This window comes from Halorubrum alkaliphilum (assembly GCF_017873815.1).
Classification (GTDB): Archaea; Halobacteriota; Halobacteria; order Halobacteriales; family Haloferacaceae; genus Halorubrum; species Halorubrum alkaliphilum.
Window position 1 is genome coordinate 57,955 of the sequence record NZ_JAGGKQ010000015.1, and the last position, 16,569, is coordinate 74,523.

22 protein-coding genes are annotated in these 16,569 nt (G+C 65.1%); 7 read left to right on the top strand and 15 right to left on the bottom strand.

The genetic code is table 11. From position 1 onward, the window contains the following. The first annotated feature begins 10 nt into the window (after positions 1-10). Complete coding sequence (locus tag J2751_RS10320) at positions 11-454, top strand: DUF7313 family protein (RefSeq protein ID WP_209485798.1); 444 nt, start codon at positions 11-13, stop codon at positions 452-454. Between the two features lie 297 nt (positions 455-751). Here the strand turns inward: J2751_RS10320 and J2751_RS10325 are convergent, their stop codons facing one another. The 7 genes from J2751_RS10325 to J2751_RS10355 form a co-directional block, all read right to left on the bottom strand. Then, complete coding sequence (locus tag J2751_RS10325) at positions 752-1,024, bottom strand: DUF7314 family protein (RefSeq protein WP_209485799.1); 273 nt, start codon at positions 1,022-1,024, stop codon at positions 752-754. Between the two features lie 3 nt (positions 1,025-1,027). Beyond that, positions 1,028-1,459, bottom strand: a complete 432-nt coding sequence (locus J2751_RS10330; RefSeq protein ID WP_209485801.1) for a DUF7315 family membrane protein — start codon at positions 1,457-1,459, stop codon at positions 1,028-1,030. Positions 1,460-1,504: 45 nt separating this feature from the next. Next, complete coding sequence (locus J2751_RS10335) at positions 1,505-2,323, bottom strand: cytochrome b family protein (RefSeq protein ID WP_209485802.1); 819 nt, start codon at positions 2,321-2,323, stop codon at positions 1,505-1,507. A 4-nt stretch (positions 2,324-2,327) separates the two neighbouring features. Next, positions 2,328-3,137: a cytochrome b gene (locus tag J2751_RS10340; protein ID WP_209485804.1), complete on the bottom strand. Its 810-nt coding sequence runs from the start codon at positions 3,135-3,137 to the stop codon at positions 2,328-2,330. 7 nt (positions 3,138-3,144) lie between these two features. Further along, positions 3,145-3,534, bottom strand: coding sequence for a DUF7318 family protein (locus tag J2751_RS10345; RefSeq protein ID WP_209485806.1), 390 nt, complete (start codon positions 3,532-3,534; stop codon positions 3,145-3,147). Continuing rightward, positions 3,531-4,187, bottom strand: a complete 657-nt coding sequence (locus J2751_RS10350) for a halocyanin domain-containing protein (RefSeq protein WP_209485807.1) — start codon at positions 4,185-4,187, stop codon at positions 3,531-3,533. The genes J2751_RS10345 and J2751_RS10350 overlap by 4 nt, the downstream gene beginning before the upstream one ends. A gap of 96 nt (positions 4,188-4,283) precedes the next feature. Further along, complete coding sequence (locus J2751_RS10355) at positions 4,284-5,132, bottom strand: DUF7319 domain-containing protein (protein WP_209485808.1); 849 nt, start codon at positions 5,130-5,132, stop codon at positions 4,284-4,286. Between the two features lie 127 nt (positions 5,133-5,259). Between J2751_RS10355 and J2751_RS10360 the strand changes: the two genes are divergently transcribed. Next, on the top strand, positions 5,260-5,745 hold the full coding sequence (locus tag J2751_RS10360) for a DUF7321 family protein (protein WP_209485809.1): 486 nt from the start codon (positions 5,260-5,262) through the stop codon (positions 5,743-5,745). Between the two features lie 85 nt (positions 5,746-5,830). Beyond that, a complete protein-coding gene (locus J2751_RS10365; protein WP_209485810.1) occupies positions 5,831-6,454 on the top strand; it encodes an HAD family hydrolase in 624 nt (207 codons plus the stop codon). A 20-nt stretch (positions 6,455-6,474) separates the two neighbouring features. On the opposite strand, the gene J2751_RS10370 is transcribed toward J2751_RS10365, so the two are convergent. After that, on the bottom strand, positions 6,475-7,278 hold the full coding sequence (locus J2751_RS10370) for an MBL fold metallo-hydrolase (RefSeq protein WP_209485811.1): 804 nt from the start codon (positions 7,276-7,278) through the stop codon (positions 6,475-6,477). Continuing rightward, entirely contained in the window at positions 7,278-9,143 is a 1,866-nt protein-coding gene (locus tag J2751_RS10375) for a radical SAM protein (protein ID WP_209485813.1), read from the bottom strand. Before J2751_RS10375 ends, J2751_RS10370 begins: the two co-directional genes overlap by 1 nt. A gap of 100 nt (positions 9,144-9,243) precedes the next feature. Between J2751_RS10375 and J2751_RS10380 the strand changes: the two genes are divergently transcribed. Continuing rightward, a complete protein-coding gene (locus J2751_RS10380) occupies positions 9,244-9,639 on the top strand; it encodes a hypothetical protein (RefSeq protein WP_209485815.1) in 396 nt (131 codons plus the stop codon). Positions 9,640-9,728: 89 nt separating this feature from the next. On the opposite strand, the gene J2751_RS10385 is transcribed toward J2751_RS10380, so the two are convergent. Continuing rightward, the gene (locus tag J2751_RS10385; RefSeq protein WP_209485817.1) at positions 9,729-10,730 is read right to left on the bottom strand and encodes a DUF429 domain-containing protein; all 1,002 of its coding nucleotides are present in this window, start codon (positions 10,728-10,730) and stop codon (positions 9,729-9,731) included. Positions 10,731-10,829: 99 nt separating this feature from the next. On the opposite strand from J2751_RS10385, the gene J2751_RS10390 reads away from it, so the two are divergent. Together J2751_RS10390 and J2751_RS10395 are read left to right on the top strand one after the other, a co-directional pair. Next, complete coding sequence (locus J2751_RS10390) at positions 10,830-10,985, top strand: DUF7559 family protein (protein ID WP_209485818.1); 156 nt, start codon at positions 10,830-10,832, stop codon at positions 10,983-10,985. A 4-nt stretch (positions 10,986-10,989) separates the two neighbouring features. Next, on the top strand, positions 10,990-11,424 hold the full coding sequence (locus J2751_RS10395; RefSeq protein ID WP_209485820.1) for an Hsp20/alpha crystallin family protein: 435 nt from the start codon (positions 10,990-10,992) through the stop codon (positions 11,422-11,424). A 40-nt stretch (positions 11,425-11,464) separates the two neighbouring features. Here the strand turns inward: J2751_RS10395 and J2751_RS10400 are convergent, their stop codons facing one another. After that, positions 11,465-12,646, bottom strand: a complete 1,182-nt coding sequence (locus tag J2751_RS10400; protein WP_209485822.1) for an NAD(P)/FAD-dependent oxidoreductase — start codon at positions 12,644-12,646, stop codon at positions 11,465-11,467. Between the two features lie 69 nt (positions 12,647-12,715). Next, on the bottom strand, positions 12,716-13,564 hold the full coding sequence (locus tag J2751_RS10405) for a DUF7388 family protein (RefSeq protein WP_209485824.1): 849 nt from the start codon (positions 13,562-13,564) through the stop codon (positions 12,716-12,718). Between the two features lie 208 nt (positions 13,565-13,772). Here J2751_RS10405 and J2751_RS10410 point away from each other — a divergent pair, with 208 nt between their 5' ends. After that, the gene (locus J2751_RS10410) at positions 13,773-14,831 is read left to right on the top strand and encodes a glutathione S-transferase family protein (RefSeq protein WP_209485826.1); all 1,059 of its coding nucleotides are present in this window, start codon (positions 13,773-13,775) and stop codon (positions 14,829-14,831) included. Positions 14,832-15,209: 378 nt separating this feature from the next. On the opposite strand, the gene J2751_RS10415 is transcribed toward J2751_RS10410, so the two are convergent. The 3 genes from J2751_RS10415 to J2751_RS10425 all read right to left on the bottom strand — a co-directional run bounded on the left by J2751_RS10415 (position 15,210) and on the right by J2751_RS10425 (position 16,320). Next, complete coding sequence (locus tag J2751_RS10415; protein ID WP_209485828.1) at positions 15,210-15,551, bottom strand: hypothetical protein; 342 nt, start codon at positions 15,549-15,551, stop codon at positions 15,210-15,212. A gap of 89 nt (positions 15,552-15,640) precedes the next feature. Next, positions 15,641-16,054 carry a hypothetical protein gene (locus tag J2751_RS10420; RefSeq protein ID WP_209485830.1) on the bottom strand — a complete coding sequence of 138 codons (414 nt, stop codon included), beginning with the start codon at positions 16,052-16,054 and terminating at the stop codon, positions 15,641-15,643. Next, positions 16,051-16,320 carry a hypothetical protein gene (locus J2751_RS10425; RefSeq protein WP_209485832.1) on the bottom strand — a complete coding sequence of 90 codons (270 nt, stop codon included), beginning with the start codon at positions 16,318-16,320 and terminating at the stop codon, positions 16,051-16,053. The genes J2751_RS10420 and J2751_RS10425 overlap by 4 nt, the downstream gene beginning before the upstream one ends. Positions 16,321-16,569: the final 249 nt, after the last annotated feature.

Genomic DNA, 16,569 nt, shown 5'->3' on the forward strand with positions numbered 1-16,569 from the left:
GTGTGGACATATGGATCCACTGCAGTTCCTCGTTCCCCTGGACTGGCTGTCGGTCGTCGGGCCGATGTTGCCGTTCGCGATCCTCGTGATGGCGATCGCGAACCTCGCAACCCGACACGTCGCTCATAAACGGCACGTCGAGCAGGGGCAAAACGGGGACAGCGTCGACTCGTACCGACCACACGCGTTCACGAACGTCGGGCTCCTGTTGTTGAGCGCTCTCTTCGCGATCCACGCGCCGACCGGGGGAACGATCCTCTCCATCGTCGTCGTGACGATGCTGGTCGCGGACCTCTTCGAACTGGAATCACGAAACGTCGAGGCTCGAAACGACATGCCGATCGAAGCACCCAAAAGTTCGATCGTCGCCTCCGCGCTCGTCCTGTTGTACGCGGCCTACTACGCGCTGTTCTTCGTCGTCGCCGACGTGTGGAGCGGCTCCGTGGTCGCGTAGCGCTTTCGACCCCCCGGACGTAATGTTCGGGGCGCTAACGGCCCTGAATACGTCGTTGCTGACGGCTGTTTATAAACGGTTGCCGGCGTAGCAGGGACTCACCCGTCCGCACATACGCCGTTGCCGGCGGAACACCAGGAACGCTGTCAAAGCCGGAATCACAGGGTGCCAGCTGCCGGAGAACAGTACTCGCCGTACGTCCGCGTCCGTACCGGAGCACCCGGACGTGTTACCACTGGCAGTATAAAACAGTACCCCGTCAGAAACGGACGGAACCCGCAGTCAACTCGGAGGAACTCAGTTCGCGGCGTCCTCGGCCATCGATTCGCGGAGCTGTCTCCCGGCCGGGAGCAGGACCCAGAACACGGCCGGGCCGATGAACATCAGCCAGAAGAACGCGTCGCCGGCGAAGACCCCGACGCTATCGTACACGGACTCGACACCCTGTGTGGGGCCGAACAGCTGAGATATCTCGTAGTACGAGGGCGTCCGGTACCACCCGCCGAAGGTGATCCACCCAAGCCCCCCGAGGGCGAACAGGGCCAGCCCTTTCATGAACTCGTCTGCCATACGTTATCCTTCGCTGGTGTCCTCTTGAGCCTTTCCCATTCCCTGAGCTCTGAACCGCGTTCCGAGGACGTACACCGCCGTTCCGAGCAGTATCAAACCGATCCCCACGATCGCGAGCAACGCGGTCAACACGCCCTCCTCGATCCCGAGACCGATCGTTTCGAGAACGTACACGATCGTCGTCCGGATGAAACTCACCTGTAGCGTCGCGGCGTCGACGAGCGTGAAGCCGATGAAGTACGCGACCACCGCAGCGAGCGTCGAGAAGGTGGTAACGGTTTTGTACAGACGAAGCGGCACGACGATCTCGCGGCCGTCCGGGCCGACCCGTGGGCCGACGGGTTCGTTCCGAGGGTCGTCACGGTCATCCGTCGCTATCGGATCCCCGGTCTCGTCGGTCGCCTGAAACCGCTCCTCGTTGCCGGTATCGGACATGGAAGTGGTATGTGGATGGTGTGGTGTGGAACCGAGAGGTGCCTGCTACTTCGGCGGGCGGAGCATGTAGTACCGACGGTTAAGGTCGTACATGTACCCCTCACGCAGCGTCTTCAACACCGCGTAGGTGATGACCGCGCCGATGACCGGCAGCAGGAACACGAGGTTCAACAGCAGGTCGAGCTCGATGGGCACGAGGTTCTGGATGGCGAGCACGCCGAGCGTGACCGAGAAGATCACGCCCGAGACGCCGACGGCCGCCCAGAACGGCTCCTCGACCGGACGGCGGGCGCTCCCCTTGTTGAGGAACGGAACGAGCGTGATGACCCCGAAGATCACGCCGTGAGCGACGAGCCCGTACAGCTCGTCGGACATGACCTTCTCGCCGCCGAGAATCGCGAGCTCGGGGTTGATCGGGTCGAGGTGGAGCAGCCCGAACGACCAGTAGAGATACCAGTCGGGCAGGATGATCGCCGGGGTTGAACCGGGATTCGCCGGGTCACCGAAGTGCGGCGGGAGAATCGCCGACACGAGCAGCATGATCCCGACGAAGAAACTCGTAATGGCGAGGTTTCGGATCGTCTCGTGGGGCCATGCCGGAAAGCCCAACACGTCGCGTTCGACGTAGGTGGATTCCGCGCGCAGGTCCTCGTCCTCGCGGCGTGAGCGCTCGAAGTACTGATACGTGAGCCTTGAGAGCCCCTGTGACCGTTCCTTGCGGTCGGTCCACGTCGGGGTCTCGTCGTCCGGCGGCACCGTGGCCGGCGGGCCACCGTCCGTCCGTGCTTCCTCGTCGGTTCCGCCGTCAGTGACCGCCCGATCGGCGTCCGCCGCGTCGGTCGGTGTGGTTGTGTCGTCGGTCATTGTATTAGTGCGGCTCCGCGATGCCCTGCACCCAGACGATGCCGACGTGGAGCGCGATGAGCGCCGTCACCACGAACGGCAGAACGAACACGTGCAGGATGTACATTCTCACGAGCGTCGCCTGTCCGAGAGTGAACCCCCCGAACATGAGCTGTGCCGCCCACTCGCCCACGAGGGGCGTCGCGAGCGCCATCTCGACGCCGATCTGTGCCGCCCAGAAGGACAGCTGCTTCCACGGGAGGACGTATCCGGAGAACCCGAACAGAAGCGTCAGGCCAATGAGCACGATGCCGAGGATCCAGTTGACCTCACGAGGTTCCTTGTAGGAGCCGGTGAAGTAGACGCGCAGCATGTGGAGGAACACCGCCGCCACCATGAACTGGGCAGACCAGCGGTGGATGGAACGGAGCATGTGGCCGAACTGGACATCCTGTATGATCGCCACGATGGAGTTGTACGCCGCGGTCGGGTCGCCCTGCGCGACCGCGCCGGCAGTCGACGGGGAGTAGTAGAACCCGAGCAGCGCACCCGACACCGCCGCGACAAGATACGCGATGATCGACAGCGACCCGAGCGAGTACAGGGGGTACCAGTACCAGAACTTGTTGTCGAGGTCGTACTGTTCGGTGTGGCTTTTCGGCATCTGGAGGTTCGCACGGTAGTACATCGTCTCCAGTAGTTCGAGGTAGTCGACGATGCGTAGCCGCTTATCCAGCCAGATGAGCGTGGTCAGGAAGGCGGTCTCGATGACCGTCAGGTCCTGCGTTTTGAGCCACGCGTTGTGGTCCATCTCGTCGTTCTTTTTAAGGCTCATTGAATGATCACTTCTTGTAGTACGGGTAGACCGCCCGCTTGACGGTCTCGAGCGCGTCGGTCGTGTCGACGCCGACGCCGTCTTTGTCTTCCTCGCGGACGTACAGGTCTTCCCACTTCCGACGACGTTTCTTGACGATCATCACGTCGGGAAGGAACTCCTTCCGATACAACAGGAGGATGAACGCCAGATCGACGAATATCAGCGCCAGCAATGCGCCCATATACATGTTCCCGAACTCGGTCGACGCCCACCCGAACATCAGGCCGTAGACGAACAGGAACACGAACACGACCTCGATGATCGTGAGGAGCACGATGGCGATGGCCGCAGCGGTGCTCTCGCGAGCCGGCTCGTATCGGTGGATGTCGCCGTACGAGGATCCGCTCGAACTCATCTCCCACCCCCGTGGCCCGTATGTGCGGACTCGCCGTATTTCAACATGTAGAACGTGAACACGAACGTGAGGACGATCCCGAACATCGAGGCGATACCGACCCAGTGTGCGTGGATCGGGATGCCGGAGTCCGCGAGGTCCTCGGGCCATCCGGTGTTCGGACTGTCATCGATGAGGGCGACGTCATCGCCGACAGCGATCGCGCCGAACATGTCCACGCCACGGTGAGGAGTACAGACGTAGCCGGTCCGACCGCCCTCTTCGAACGTGTGCTCGTACTCGTGGCCGGCCTCGTCGACCGGGCTCCCACTGTCGAGGTCGTGGGTGTTCTCGAAGTCGGTGTTCTCCTCGTCGGTGACGACGTTGTGGCCGCCGCCCTCGCCGGTCCACTCCCAGACCACCGTCGTTCCCTCGTCTATCCAGATGCCGGCCGGGCCGAACGCGAGGTTACCGCCGTTTCCGCTCGCGCCGACCTCGACCCGTACCTCGTCCTCGCCGCGAAGGTCCTGAAACCCTCCGTCGACGCCGCCGAGGTACCCCTCGAAGTCGGGCTCTCCCGCCCCCTGTCCGGCGACCGATCCGGCCGCCGCACTTGAGGCGGCGAGGGCGGCGGTGGCACCGCCGGCCGTTCGCACGAAGTCCCGCCGTTTCATACAGTCTCACTCAGGACGGGGCGCGCTTAAACCCACCGACTATAACCGTTCGCGTGGAGTCACGTAGGCAGCCTGAAACACCTGAATTCGACTGTTTCAATCCGTGTCGGTATCGTCCGTTACGACCTCTCCATCGACCGGGACGAAGTCGGGTCGCTCTTCCGCCTCGCGGAGGGCGCGAAGCCGGTTTCGATACTCCTCCGAGCGGAAGCGATCGGAGAGTCGCGCGTTCGCCACCATCGCGAACAGGAACACCCCGACGAACAGGAACAACAGCCCGATAGCGGGAGCGATGATCCCGCCCAGACCGAACAGCACGCGTGCCCCGATGAGAACGACTCCGGCGATCAGCTGTATTGCGGCGACGACCTGGATCATCAGGTTGCCGAACTCGCCGGTTCCCTCCGGAACGGTATCCGGATGCGGAAGCGACCAGTCCTCGGGGGGTTCGGGGACCTCGTACGACTCCATGGCCGCCAGCGCGACGATCGGCTCGACGTCCCGGAGAACGGTCCCTCGCCCGCTCACCTCGCCGCTCGGGCGGATGATGGCGTACCCCTCGTCGGAGTAGACGACGATCCGCTCCTCGCCGTCCTCGCGCACGCGTTCGAGCAGTCCGAACACTTCTCGTCTAGCGATCCGCGACTTCAGCTCCGCCTCGACGCGTTCGAGCAGTCGAGCGCCGGTGATCCACGTGTCCGGGTCGAACGCGGCATCCCACTCCTCGGCGCTCATCCGCGCCATGTCTTCCGGCCCGAAGTCGTCGAAGTCGTACTCGGAGTCCACCCGCTCGCGGAGCGCGTCGAGCTCGGTTCCGTCGCCGTCGGTTGCTCCCGCGTCGGAACCGACCGCTCCTCCATCCGAGCCGTCGCTCTCGGGACCGCTTGACTCGGCCCGGTCGTCGCCACCCTCGTCGGGGTCCGATCGAGTCGGAGTGTCCTCCATCGAATGGCGGTACGTACTCCGGACGCTAACTGTTTTCGTCCGCCGTCGAGGTGTGGGAATCGACGACTGGAGTCAGGATGCGCGCTCGGATCGGGGGGCTTTACGCGCTCCGGGCCTACCGTCCGATATGGTCGACGAGTCGGTGATCGCGGCGGTGGCCGGGCTCTCGGTAACGGCGAGTCTTCCGTTTCTCCTGTACGGGGCGTGGATCATGATCGACGCGGAAACCGTCACGTGGAACGTGTTGACTCACCATCTCAAGTACATCACCGTCGGACTCCTCCTGACGACCGTTCCGATACTCACGTGGATGCTTCCGCGGATCCTCGGACAGTTGACCGGCGACGCCGTGATCCACGCGTTCTTCGGGCTTCAGGCGTACGCGCTGCTCGTCTTCGCGCTCACCGGTATCGTCCGAATCCTTCAGGCGAAGCGAAACGCCGACGCGTACAACGACCCGGACGTCGACATCGACGAGATCCACGAGAACATGGGCCACTGGCGGAGTCGCCTTCGCGTCGGCGTCGCCGGGTTCATGATCCTCTGGATCTGCGCGTGGCTAACGGGTCTCTACCGGTTTTACGTCCTCCATCTGGTTCCGCTTCTGTCCTGACGGACACCGGCTTCTCGATCGACTCGGTTTCGACCGTTTCTCCGACCGACAGGTTCAATCCGGGTTTGCCCTTACGGACGGTATCGTGGCAGTAACGTTCGACCTCTTCGGTACGCTCGTGGACGCCGACTATCCGGCCGACCCGGCCGAGGTCGTCGCACGCGAACTGGAGTCCCGCGGCGTCGTCGTCCCGGACGACTGGCACGTCGCGTACGGCGAGCGGCACGTCGACGCCCCCGAGGGGGCGGAAACGCCGCTTCCGGCACACGTCGCACACGCGCTCGGCTCCCGCGGCGTCGACGCCAGCGAGAACGTCGTCCGACACGCCGTCGTCGCGGCGTTCGACCCGGAAGTAACACGACGGGAAGGCGCGTTGACTGCGGTTCGAGACGTCGCCGAGCAGGGACCGGTCGGCCTCCTCTCCAACTGTGCGGTACCGGAACTCGTCTCGAAGACCCTGATCCGCGCCGGGCTCCGCGGCGAGTTCGACGCGGTGACGACGAGCGTCGGCTGCGGGTGGCGGAAGCCACATCCGAAGGCGTTCGAGGTCGCCGCCGACGCGCTCGGCGTCGCGCCCGCGATGCTGGTACACGTGGGCGACGACCGGGCGACCGACGGCGGGATCGTCGACGTCGGGGGTCGGTTCGTCGACGTGACTGAAACGCCCCTTTCGGCGGTCGCGGCGGAGCTCGAAGCCGAGAGTCGGTGACGCCGCGTTTCGTTCGCGCCCTATTCGCACGCCCACGACTCCGCTATCCGACCGTCAGCCGCCAGCTTGTCAAGGTGTGCCCGGACCGTCGCGCGTGCGAGGTCCTCGACGCCCGTCAGGTCCTTCTCGTAGGCGGCGTCGACGACGCCGGCGAGGTCGGTCGCGCCGCTCTCGACCGCGTCGAGCACCGCTCGCTCGCGCTCCAGCCGGTGGTCGATCAGTCGCTGACAGGTCGCGGTCGGGTCGTCGATCGCGGGCCCATGACCGGGATACAGCCGGTCATAGTCGGCGTCGTGGACGCGTTCGAGACTGTCGAGATACGCGTGGAGATCACCGCCGGGGCCGCCCACGACGACGCTTCCCTCGGCGACCGCCAGATCGCCACAGAGGAGTTCCCGCAAAGGGTCATCACCGTCTCCGGACCCGCTGCCGCCCTCGACCGCGAACGCGACGTGATCCGGCGCGTGTCCGGGCGTGTCGACTGCGCGGACGTCCGTCGATCCGAGCGTCTCCCCGCCGCGGAACGTCGCGTCCGGATCGATCCCCGTCGCCTCGCGGAACCGGTCGACGTGTGCCGCGTGCGCGTACACGGTCGCTCCGGTCGACTCGGCGTAGGCGGCGACGCCGCCGACGTGGTCCGAATGGCTGTGGGTGACCGCGACGGCGTCGACCGCGTCCGCGCCGATCCGGTCGAGCGCGGCGTCGAGCGCGTCGCTCTCGGCAGCCGGGTCGATCAGAAGCCCGTCGGCGAGGTAGGCGTTCGTCGTCCCCGTCGGCGCGCGGGTCTCGACCGGAACCTCGATCCGCGTCACTCGGGACGGCATCAGTCGGTCCGGCCGAGCGGCGACCGCGCGGCCAGCCCTGGCCCCGACCCGGGGCGGTCCCGGCCGGGGATCGGTACGTCGGTGTCGCCGCCGACCGCGAACCGCGAGAGGTCCGTGACGCCCGCGTCCACGTCGGCGACCGTCTCGTAGGGGCGGCCGACGACGACGTCGCCGGCTTTGTTCCGGTTGATCCCGGGAATCGCGGTGAGCTCGTTCATCGACGCCGCGTTGACGTCGAGCGGGTAGGGAACCCCGGTGACGGAGCGGTAGCCGTGGTCCGTGATCGCCACGTCGATGGCGGTGCCGAGTTCGCGTTCGCCCGGTACTGCGACGAGGAGCGCGTAGGTGCCGAGCTGACGGCCGAACGTCTTTCCGTCCTGATGGTACTCCAGATGGACGTCCGGGAGGACCGTCCCGGGCGGGACCACGCGGTCGAGCATCGGATTGTCGATGGTCTCACGGACCTCGCGTTTGTACGTCTGGAACTGGTCTTTGTGTTCCTGTGCGATGTCCGCGCCCGTCTCGGCCATCTCCGTGCCCGCGAACGCCATCACCTGCCGGATGTTGATCCGCCGGACCATCAGCCCCTCGTCGTAAACGCTCTGTAAGAATCGCTTGTTGTGCTCGTAGGTCTCCGCCCGCTCGCCCGCGAGCCCGTGGACGAGGTTGATTCCGGGGAGCAGTTTTGGCAGACGCGGCGAGGCGTCGGGACCGGTCGAGGGGCCGTATCGCCGGTCGTCGTCGGGGCCCGGAACGCCCCCCGCGCCGGCCGGCTCGTCGCCCGGTCGCCACCCGCCCTCCTCGTTGACGACGCGGACGGCCTCCAGACACTCCTCGGCGGTGACGAGCAGGTTGTTCTGCTCCTGTACGACGGGGTCGGCTGATTCGAGGCCGAACGCGGCTGTATCGCCCGGCGTGTTGTGCTCGGCGATGACGCGGATCGCTTCCCGGGACGCTTCGGGGTAGTCCGTAATTGTCACCGGATTCATGTTGTCGAGGTGGAGCGTTTCGAGGTCGGGCGCGACGGCCCGAATGCCGCCGTACAGCTCCTGAAGTGCGTCCGGGTTCGGGGCCTCGCCGTCGCCGCCGAAGGCGAGGATGTCGGCCTGTCGGCCGAGTCGGAAGTGTTTGACTCCCCGATCCGAGAGGGCGTCGACCTCGTCGACGACCGACCGCGCCTCGCGGAACGCCGGGTCGCCGTAGAGCGGCTCCGTACAGAACGAACAGCGGTACGCACAGCCGCGGGAGGTCTCCATCTCGCAGATGAGGTAGTCGGGGTGGTTGGGGTGGTGTTCGACGACGAACGCCCCGTTTGCGGCCCACTGGTCGACCTCGGCGTTGGTCCGCATCCGGTTGCCGAACCCCTCTAACCCCTCCCGAACGAGGTCGTGGGCGGCGGCCTCGACGTCGCCTTTCGCGACGAAGTCGTAATCGAGATCGTCACGCTCCATGTCCTGTGCGCCGGCGTTCTCCTCGCCGACGCCGAACCGGACGGGGCCCCCCAGCAGGGTGACGCCGTCGGCGGTCCAGCCGAGCTCGCGGACCTCGTCGGGTTCGGCGGGGGTGCCGCCGACGTAGCTTCCCGGAACGGTCATCCCACCGACGTAGACGAACAGGTCGGCGTCGGCGACGTCGGCGTGTTTGTTCCGGTCCTCGCGGAGTTCGTCGATGGTGTGGTAGGTGATTTGTGCTTCGGGGACGCCCGCGTCGACGAGCGCGCCGGCCGTGTACCGCGGGTACGTCGAGACGTACGGCGGCACGCCGAAGTGCGCCGGCTCGTCGACGTAGCCGTCGACGATGGTGACGGAGAGGTCGGCCGGGTCCGGCGGCAGCGAGCCCCGGCCCGACGCGGGCGAATCGGTCATGATGGCCACGTACTCGGCCGAGACGGAAAACGCGTGCGGATACGCCGGGTGCCCGCTCCGCGCCGCGTGATTTATATTCTGGGCAACTGGATCGGCCCATATGCCCCCGAATGAGCCCTCCCGCCGGCAGCGACTCGGTAGCTACGTCGTCATCGGGCTGTTTTGCGTGTACGGCGTCGCCCAGTTCGTCGCTGCCGACCCCCAACCATGGGGGGTCGCCGCCGGCTGGGCGGCGGCCACTGCCGTCGTTCTCGGACCGATCGCATGGCTCGCGCGTGACCGAATTCCGCCGGAGCGTCGGGAGACGCTCGGGTACGTCGCGGCCGGTGCGGGTGTCCTCGTCGCGTCCATCTGGCTCGGGGTCGCGCTCGCGTTCGCGCCGAGTCTCTTCCCGTACGGCCCCGGGTTCCTCGTCGGCGTCGTGCTCGGGTGGATCCTCGTCTGCCTCGCGGAGCGGACGGTGGTTCCGGAGCAGCTCCGCGGCGCGAGTATATAACCCACGTCGGGTGGGGCGTCCGAAGTCGTCGGACGGTTGCTTTCTAACCGATCCGAGTTCGGACCACCGCTACGACACCTCGAACCGCGCTAGCGACCGCGTAAGGCGTATATATACCCTTCGAGCGCGACGGTTTCCCAATCGACCCCGTCGGTCGCAACGGAATACCCGTCCGCCGCCGCCGCGTACGCCCCGAGACAGGCGGCGACCGCGTCAAGGGCGTCCCCGCCGTCGTCATCGACGATCCGATCGACGAGGTTCTCGGATTCTTTATAACCCACGTCGCTCTCCGAAGCCAGCCCCTCGGCGTTTCGCCGGCGTCGCGTCGTCTCGGCGGCACTCGATCCCTTATAATCCGTTCGGCAGAGGCCGAGTGCGTCGAGCACCGCCGCCGGATACGTCTCGACGAGCGTCGGGCGGGACCGTCGGATGCCGTTACTGGTCGCGTCGGCTCCGTCGTTCGCGACCGTGTCCATCGGCTCGACGCGGACCGCGTCGACGACCGGCGCGAGCACGTCGCGCATGCCGTAAAAGGAGATCGTGTCCGCAATGAAGCCGTACGGCGAGCGCGCGCCGACCGCGCCGTCCGTCTCACGCTTGTCGTAGGTCCCGTCACCGTGCTCATCGGTCAGTTCGACGCACCGTTCCGCGAAGGCACGGACCGGATCGTCGCCGTCGGCGCCGGTGTCATCGTCGGCGTCGCCGTCGGTGTCGCCGTCGGTGTCGACGTCATCGTCGGCGGCGTGGTTGTTTATAAGCGTATCCGGGAACCCGTTGATAACTGATCGCCACGAGTCGTGACCGGTTTCCTCGACGATGAATCGTGGGAGCCCGAACGGGAAGTCGAGGCCGACGACCGTGCTCTCGTCGAGCTCCCGGATCCACTCCGCTAACGCCCGGAGAGCGTCGTCGCGGCCGGCGGACGGAGGGTCCGCGAACTCGACGAGGGGTTCGACGCTCTCGATCCGGAGTTCGCCGTCGGCGATCGTTCCGGCCGCGACCCACGTCTTCGTGCCTGCGTCGCGGGCGGCAGCGCTGAAATCGACGCCGTAGACGCGCGTCGCGTCGACGGGTCGACCGGCGTCGGACATTATCGATCGGTGCGCGAGTCAGCTCATGAAGCTGTCGGTGGAGCGGTGGGTCGACCACCGAGGCTAACGTTGATTAGTCGCGCGGCCCTACCGTCCAGTATGCCTGCCACGAAGGAGGTCGAGTGTCTCGACGACGAATGCGACCTCGACATGTTCGAGAACCACTACACGTACGACGTCCCCGACGACCACGCCGTCGCCGATCTGGCGTGTCCGTACTGCGGCGGAAGCCAACTCGCCGAGATCGAGGTCTAACGCCGTGGCTCGAATCGTCGACACCGGTCGGTCGGTCGTTCGTCGGGCGCTCGAAAAGGTCGGTCGCGGGTGGAGCAAGATGCAGGAGCGCCGCCCGCTCTCGTACGACCTCCTCGAAAGCGACGACGCCTACCTCGTCGTCTTCGACGCCCCGGGCGTCCGCGGCGAGGACGTCCAAGTGAAGTTCCTCGATCACACCGTCGAGATCCGGCTCGACCGGTTCCGCGACTTCTATGACGGCTTCGATCTGCTCTTTCCCGGCCGCGGACTCACCCTGTCGAGCACCGCCGAACTCCCCTCGGACGCGAACGTGACGCCGCAGGGGGCGACCGCCACGCTCACGCGGAGCGGGACGCTCGAGGTCGAGATTCCCAAGGACGGCGCGGCCGACGACGTGACCGTCGTCGAGGAGGACGACGAGGACGACCGAACGGACTGACAGCGCTCACCCGCGACCGCTTCCGAGCCCCTCTCCGCGACTACTCCTCGCGACTCCGCACCGTCATTCCCTCCCGGATTTCGAAGGAATCGTCGCCATCGAACCGCTCCGGATCGAACGCGTCGATCCACGGTGACCCCGAGAACGACCCGGGCTCCTCGGAGAGTGACGCAATCACTCCCTCTGCGACGTGTTCGCCTATGGCCGGCGCGCGCATGAAGCCGTGACCCTGCCACCCGGCAGCGACGACCACGCCACTGGCAGGCCCTCCGATCGGTCCGACGAGGGGGTCGCCGTCGGGGGTCGCCGTACACAGCCCGGCCCACGCCCGGTCGACGTCGGGGTCGTACCGTGCGCGCTCCCGGAGCACGTCCGAGACGTCGTCGACGAACCAGTCGTCGGCCTCGGAGTCGTACGCGTCCGGGTCGGCCTCGACCGGCTCGGTACCGTCGCCCGCGAGGAGCCCGGTCGGATGCGGCCGGAAGTACGCGCCCGCGGTCGCGTCGTACACCATCGGACCACCGTACGCGACCCGGCTCGTGAGCGCCTGTACGCGGTACGGCTTGACCGGAACGCGGATGCCCGCCGTCGCCAGCAGTCGTTCGGTGTGTGCGCCGGCCGCGACGACGACCGCGTCGAACGACCGGGTCGCGCCGTCGACGCGAAGGATCGGGGCTGCCCTCCCGTCGAACGCGACTTCGGTTCCCGTCTCGATCCGGACGCCCTCACGACGGGCGCGCTCGCCGATCGCGGCGACGTAGCTCGCAGGGTCACACCAGCCGGCCCCCTCCGCGACCGCGGCGACCGCGAGGTCGTCGGTCCGGAGCGGGAAGCGCTCCCCGAGGTCGGCAGGATCGACCACGGCCACCTCGCGGCCGTGCTCGCGCATGCGTTCGACCATCGCTGGAACCGCTGACGCGTCCGCGTCGCCCTCGCGGACCGCGATGACGTAGGGACGGGAAGTGAACGAAAAGCCCGGGAGGCTCCGGTCGAACGCGCGGAACCGTTCCATCGCGCGGGCCGCGAGCGCGGCGTCGACGTCCTCGGCGTACGCGTCGTAGAGCACGCCGGCCGCCCGGCCGGAGCTCCCGCTCGCGAGCTCGCCGCGGTCGTACAGCGTGACGGCCGCTCCACGAGCGGCGAGGTCGGCCGCGGCCGTGACGCCCACCGCGCCCCCGCCGACGACCGCGACCGTGGGGCTTCGCGTCGTCTTGTCGGTCATGTCTCCTCGTTCCCGCAGATCGGATAAAAACCGTCGCCTGCGGCGGGTCGGTTCCGCCCGAACCCACGCTTATCCGAGGAACTCGTCGAGTCCCCGGGCCGGGTAGCCGACGACGTGGTCGACGCCGGCCTCGCGGAGGTCGGCGACCCGGTCGCGGACGGTGTCGGGCGGGCCGACCAGCGCGAAGTCGCGGGCGGCTTTCGATAGGACCTCGCGGGTCCGTCCCGTCGCGGTCGCATCTGTTGTGTCCGACTCCTCGGATCCCGACCCGTCGTTCGTCGATTCACTTTCTTCATCGCGCTTCAGTGCGCGGGCGACCGGGCGGCGACGGGCGACGTAGTCGCCGACCGCGTCGAGGACGGCGTCCTCGTCGTCGGTGAGGACCGTCGGCGCGTACAACGCTATCTCGCCGTCAAACCCGGCGGCGCGGAGCGCTCGAACGTCGCGGTCGGTCGACCGCGAGAGCAGCTCGAACTGGGTGCCGCCGGCTGCCAGCGCGACGCGCTCGACGCCCTCGGTGCCGACCCACGCGTCGGGAGCCGACTTCCGGGCCGCCCCCAATCGCGGAGCGACCGCTCGCGACGACTCCGCCTCGTCGAGATACGCGCCGTGACCGGCGACGAGCACGCGCCGGGCGTCCGCCGGGATCCGGTCCAGAAGCGAGTCGTCGCCGAGCGGGTCGAACCCGTCGGCGCGGACCGGCGTGGTGACGTACAGCGTCGTCTCCGCGGCGATCGCCGAGAGCGTTCCGGCGTCGGGGAGGTGTTCACGCCCCTCGTAGTCGATCGCGACGCGATCGACCGGGAGGTCGGCCGCCCGCGAGACATCACACTCGGCGGGCTTGATCGCGGCGGCGTCGATCCCCGCGCGACCGACTGCCGTGTCCGCGTGGCTCGCCTCGTCGCCGTCGATCAACATCGTGTGGCCTCCGATCGGTGTCGACCGGTTGTGGAGCTGTTCACGTGAGTCCTCTCAGTACCATCGCGGAACGCGATCCATCGCTTGTACAGCCATGACAGCGGTTGATACCTTCTTGACTCAAGTAAACCCGTCGCGGCGCGGTAACATTAACCGGTAACATCGGTGTCTCCGGCCGTTCTTTAGGCATCGAGCCCGTATTAACAGTATGAACCAACTCGTGAACGGCGAGTGGCGAACCGATACGTACGAAACGACCGACGAGGAGGGAGCCTTCCAGCGAGGGGAGACGACCTTCCGGAACTGGATCGCCGGCAGTGACGTTCCCGACCACGTCGACGCCGAGCCGGACGAGCGGTTCCAGCCCGAGGCCGGCCGGTATCACCTGTACGTCTCGTACGCCTGCCCGTGGGCGCATCGCACGTTGGTAGCGCGGTCGCTGCTCGGACTGGAGGACACGATCGGGATCAGCGTGGTCGACCCGTGGCGCGGCGAGGACGGCTGGCAGTTCTCCCCCGAGAAGGAGGGGTGTACCCCCGACCACCTCCACGGAAACGACTACCTCCGGGAGCTCTACGTCGCCGCCGACCCCGACGCCACCTGCCGGGTGACCGTCCCCGTCCTCTGGGACACGAAGGAGGACACCGTGGTCAACAACGAGTCGCGGGAGATCCTCCGGATGCTCTCGACCGCCTTCGACGACCTCGGTAACGACGTCTCCCTGCTCCCGGACGCCGACGATACAGCGACGGTCGCAGACGTCGACGAGGTCATCACCGAGATCTACGAACCCGTCAACAACGGGGTGTACCGCGCGGGCTTCGCGACCTCACAGGCCGCCTACGACGACGCGATCGACGAGCTGTTCGACGCGTTGGACCACTGGAACGACCACCTCGCTGACCAGCGATACCTCGTCGGCAACTCGCTCACAGAGGCCGACGTCTGTCTGTTCACCACGCTCGTTCGGTTCGATCAGGTGTACCACACTACCCCCACTACTTTGAGAGAAATGCGCGACTCAATCACGGATTTCAGAACCGAACGGTGGCAGCGGATCCGTGATTATGAACACTTGCACGCTTACCTCCGGGACATATATCAAACGCCCGGCGTCGCCGGCACAGTGAACATGGATCATATCGTTGAGCACTACGGTTGCCCCGGCTCGCCGGACGGGTTCGATCCCCACCCTGTCGGTGCCGTTGATCTACAACTGGACGCATCCCACAACCGGGCGGAACTATCCCGGCCAACGTCACAGTAATCGCCGGCGGTTCGGCACCGATTCATCAAATGTAGCCGGTGTAGTCGGGGGGACCCCCCAACCTTCTTTTCTACAATATACTACCGCCTAAGACGGTTCTACTCTCTCACAATCACGAGTTTTACTTCACCCCCGACTACACCGACTACACCCCCAAGATACCGGTAGTTGAGTAGCCTTAGACGCTTGAATATCCGTAGTCGGGGGTTGAGGAGTGTAGTCGGTCGGCGAGCGGGATCGCCGGCGGAAAAGTAAGCGGGCGGTTACAACCGTTTTGAGAGTGACGGCTTCTTGCCGCCACGCTTGTACGATCCCGCGAAGACTTGCGGGCCTTGCCCCTATAGGACCTGTTCGGAAAATAAAGACAGGTGGTGAAAATCAATCTTCAATGTATATCTCGTACGATGCGGTCCCGTCAGGGAATATAATCACACGGAATACACCGCTCTGTTCAGCTGTGTGGGTGAATGATCCTTCGGTTTCAACGATTTCATTGAATACGTCATTTCCCCCCGGATCTTCCAAGATTACATCCGTTGCGAACCCCTCGCGGTTATCTATTTCAACCCGGATTGTTTGCCCTTGTTCAACGTCGATGTTATGAAGCGCGTCGTCAGGTGCCCTTACCGTTCCTGATTCCTCCGCGTCCAATCCAGAACAACCCGAAAGCATGGTCACGGACATGATTGATACACAGCCAAGATATTCTCGCCTTTTCATATTTCCAAATATTCAATCCGATCTACATAAGTCCTAATCATGTCCTCCAAACAGGTATGTATCCTATTTGCTTACGCTCACCGCAAAGGTTAGTATTCAGCCAGCAACTCCGGGATCGGATCGCCGTTCTCCTCGCGAATTTCTTTTTCACGTTCGAGGTCGGCTTCGTCTAAGGCTTCCCACAGCTCACACGCCGGTACTGGCGCGTTCTCTTCGGGGATTCCTTCCGGGGTGTGTTTGCCTACTGTGTCGCACGTCGCAACCGTGAGGTGTGGTTGATTACAGTAGGGTTCCGCGAGCATATTCGGCACAGCGATCACGAGGCTTTTCGGTCGCTGTTCTGGGAATTGTTGAACCGTTAGTTCCGGGTGTGGACTTTCATCCACGGTCGGATATTGACCCTCGTGATCGAAGTGGGTCATTTGGATCATAATAGGCGGTCCGTCGTCGTCGTCGCGCGGCTCAAGTTCTTCAAGCCGCCGTTCAATCTTTTTCTTACTCATTTGATTCGGTGGCTGTTTTGTCGCTCTTCAATCGCTTCGAGGCGTTCTTCAAGCTCTTCAAGCTCTTTGTCGGCCAGTATCTTCCGCCGTTCAGATTCAGCCGATACAATCACCCGGAGGAATTTCAATCTGACACGTTCAGCCTCAGGATTTCTAATCCTTCCGTCACCCAGACTCTTGTATCGGGCGTGATCCACTACTTCGCTTAATGTCGCTAACGCCTCTTCGCGCTCGGATTGGATTTTATCTTGAAGTTCGTCGCTCATGCTTTTACCCCGTGTTTTCGCCGGATTCGTTCGTGTTATCCTGATCGTAAGCGCCGCTTATCTCTTCGTCCTCCTCTTCGTCGTCGTTCTCTTGAGTCGGCAGGATCGACGGGAACAGTTTAGACATTAACCTCACCCGTGGCCGTTTCCTCTGCCTGTTGCTGTTCGACCGCTTCCCACGCCGGTACGTTCCGTTCCGGTTCGATCACAAACGCCAACTTATCCAAGTAGGAAAGCGCGCGCTCGTAC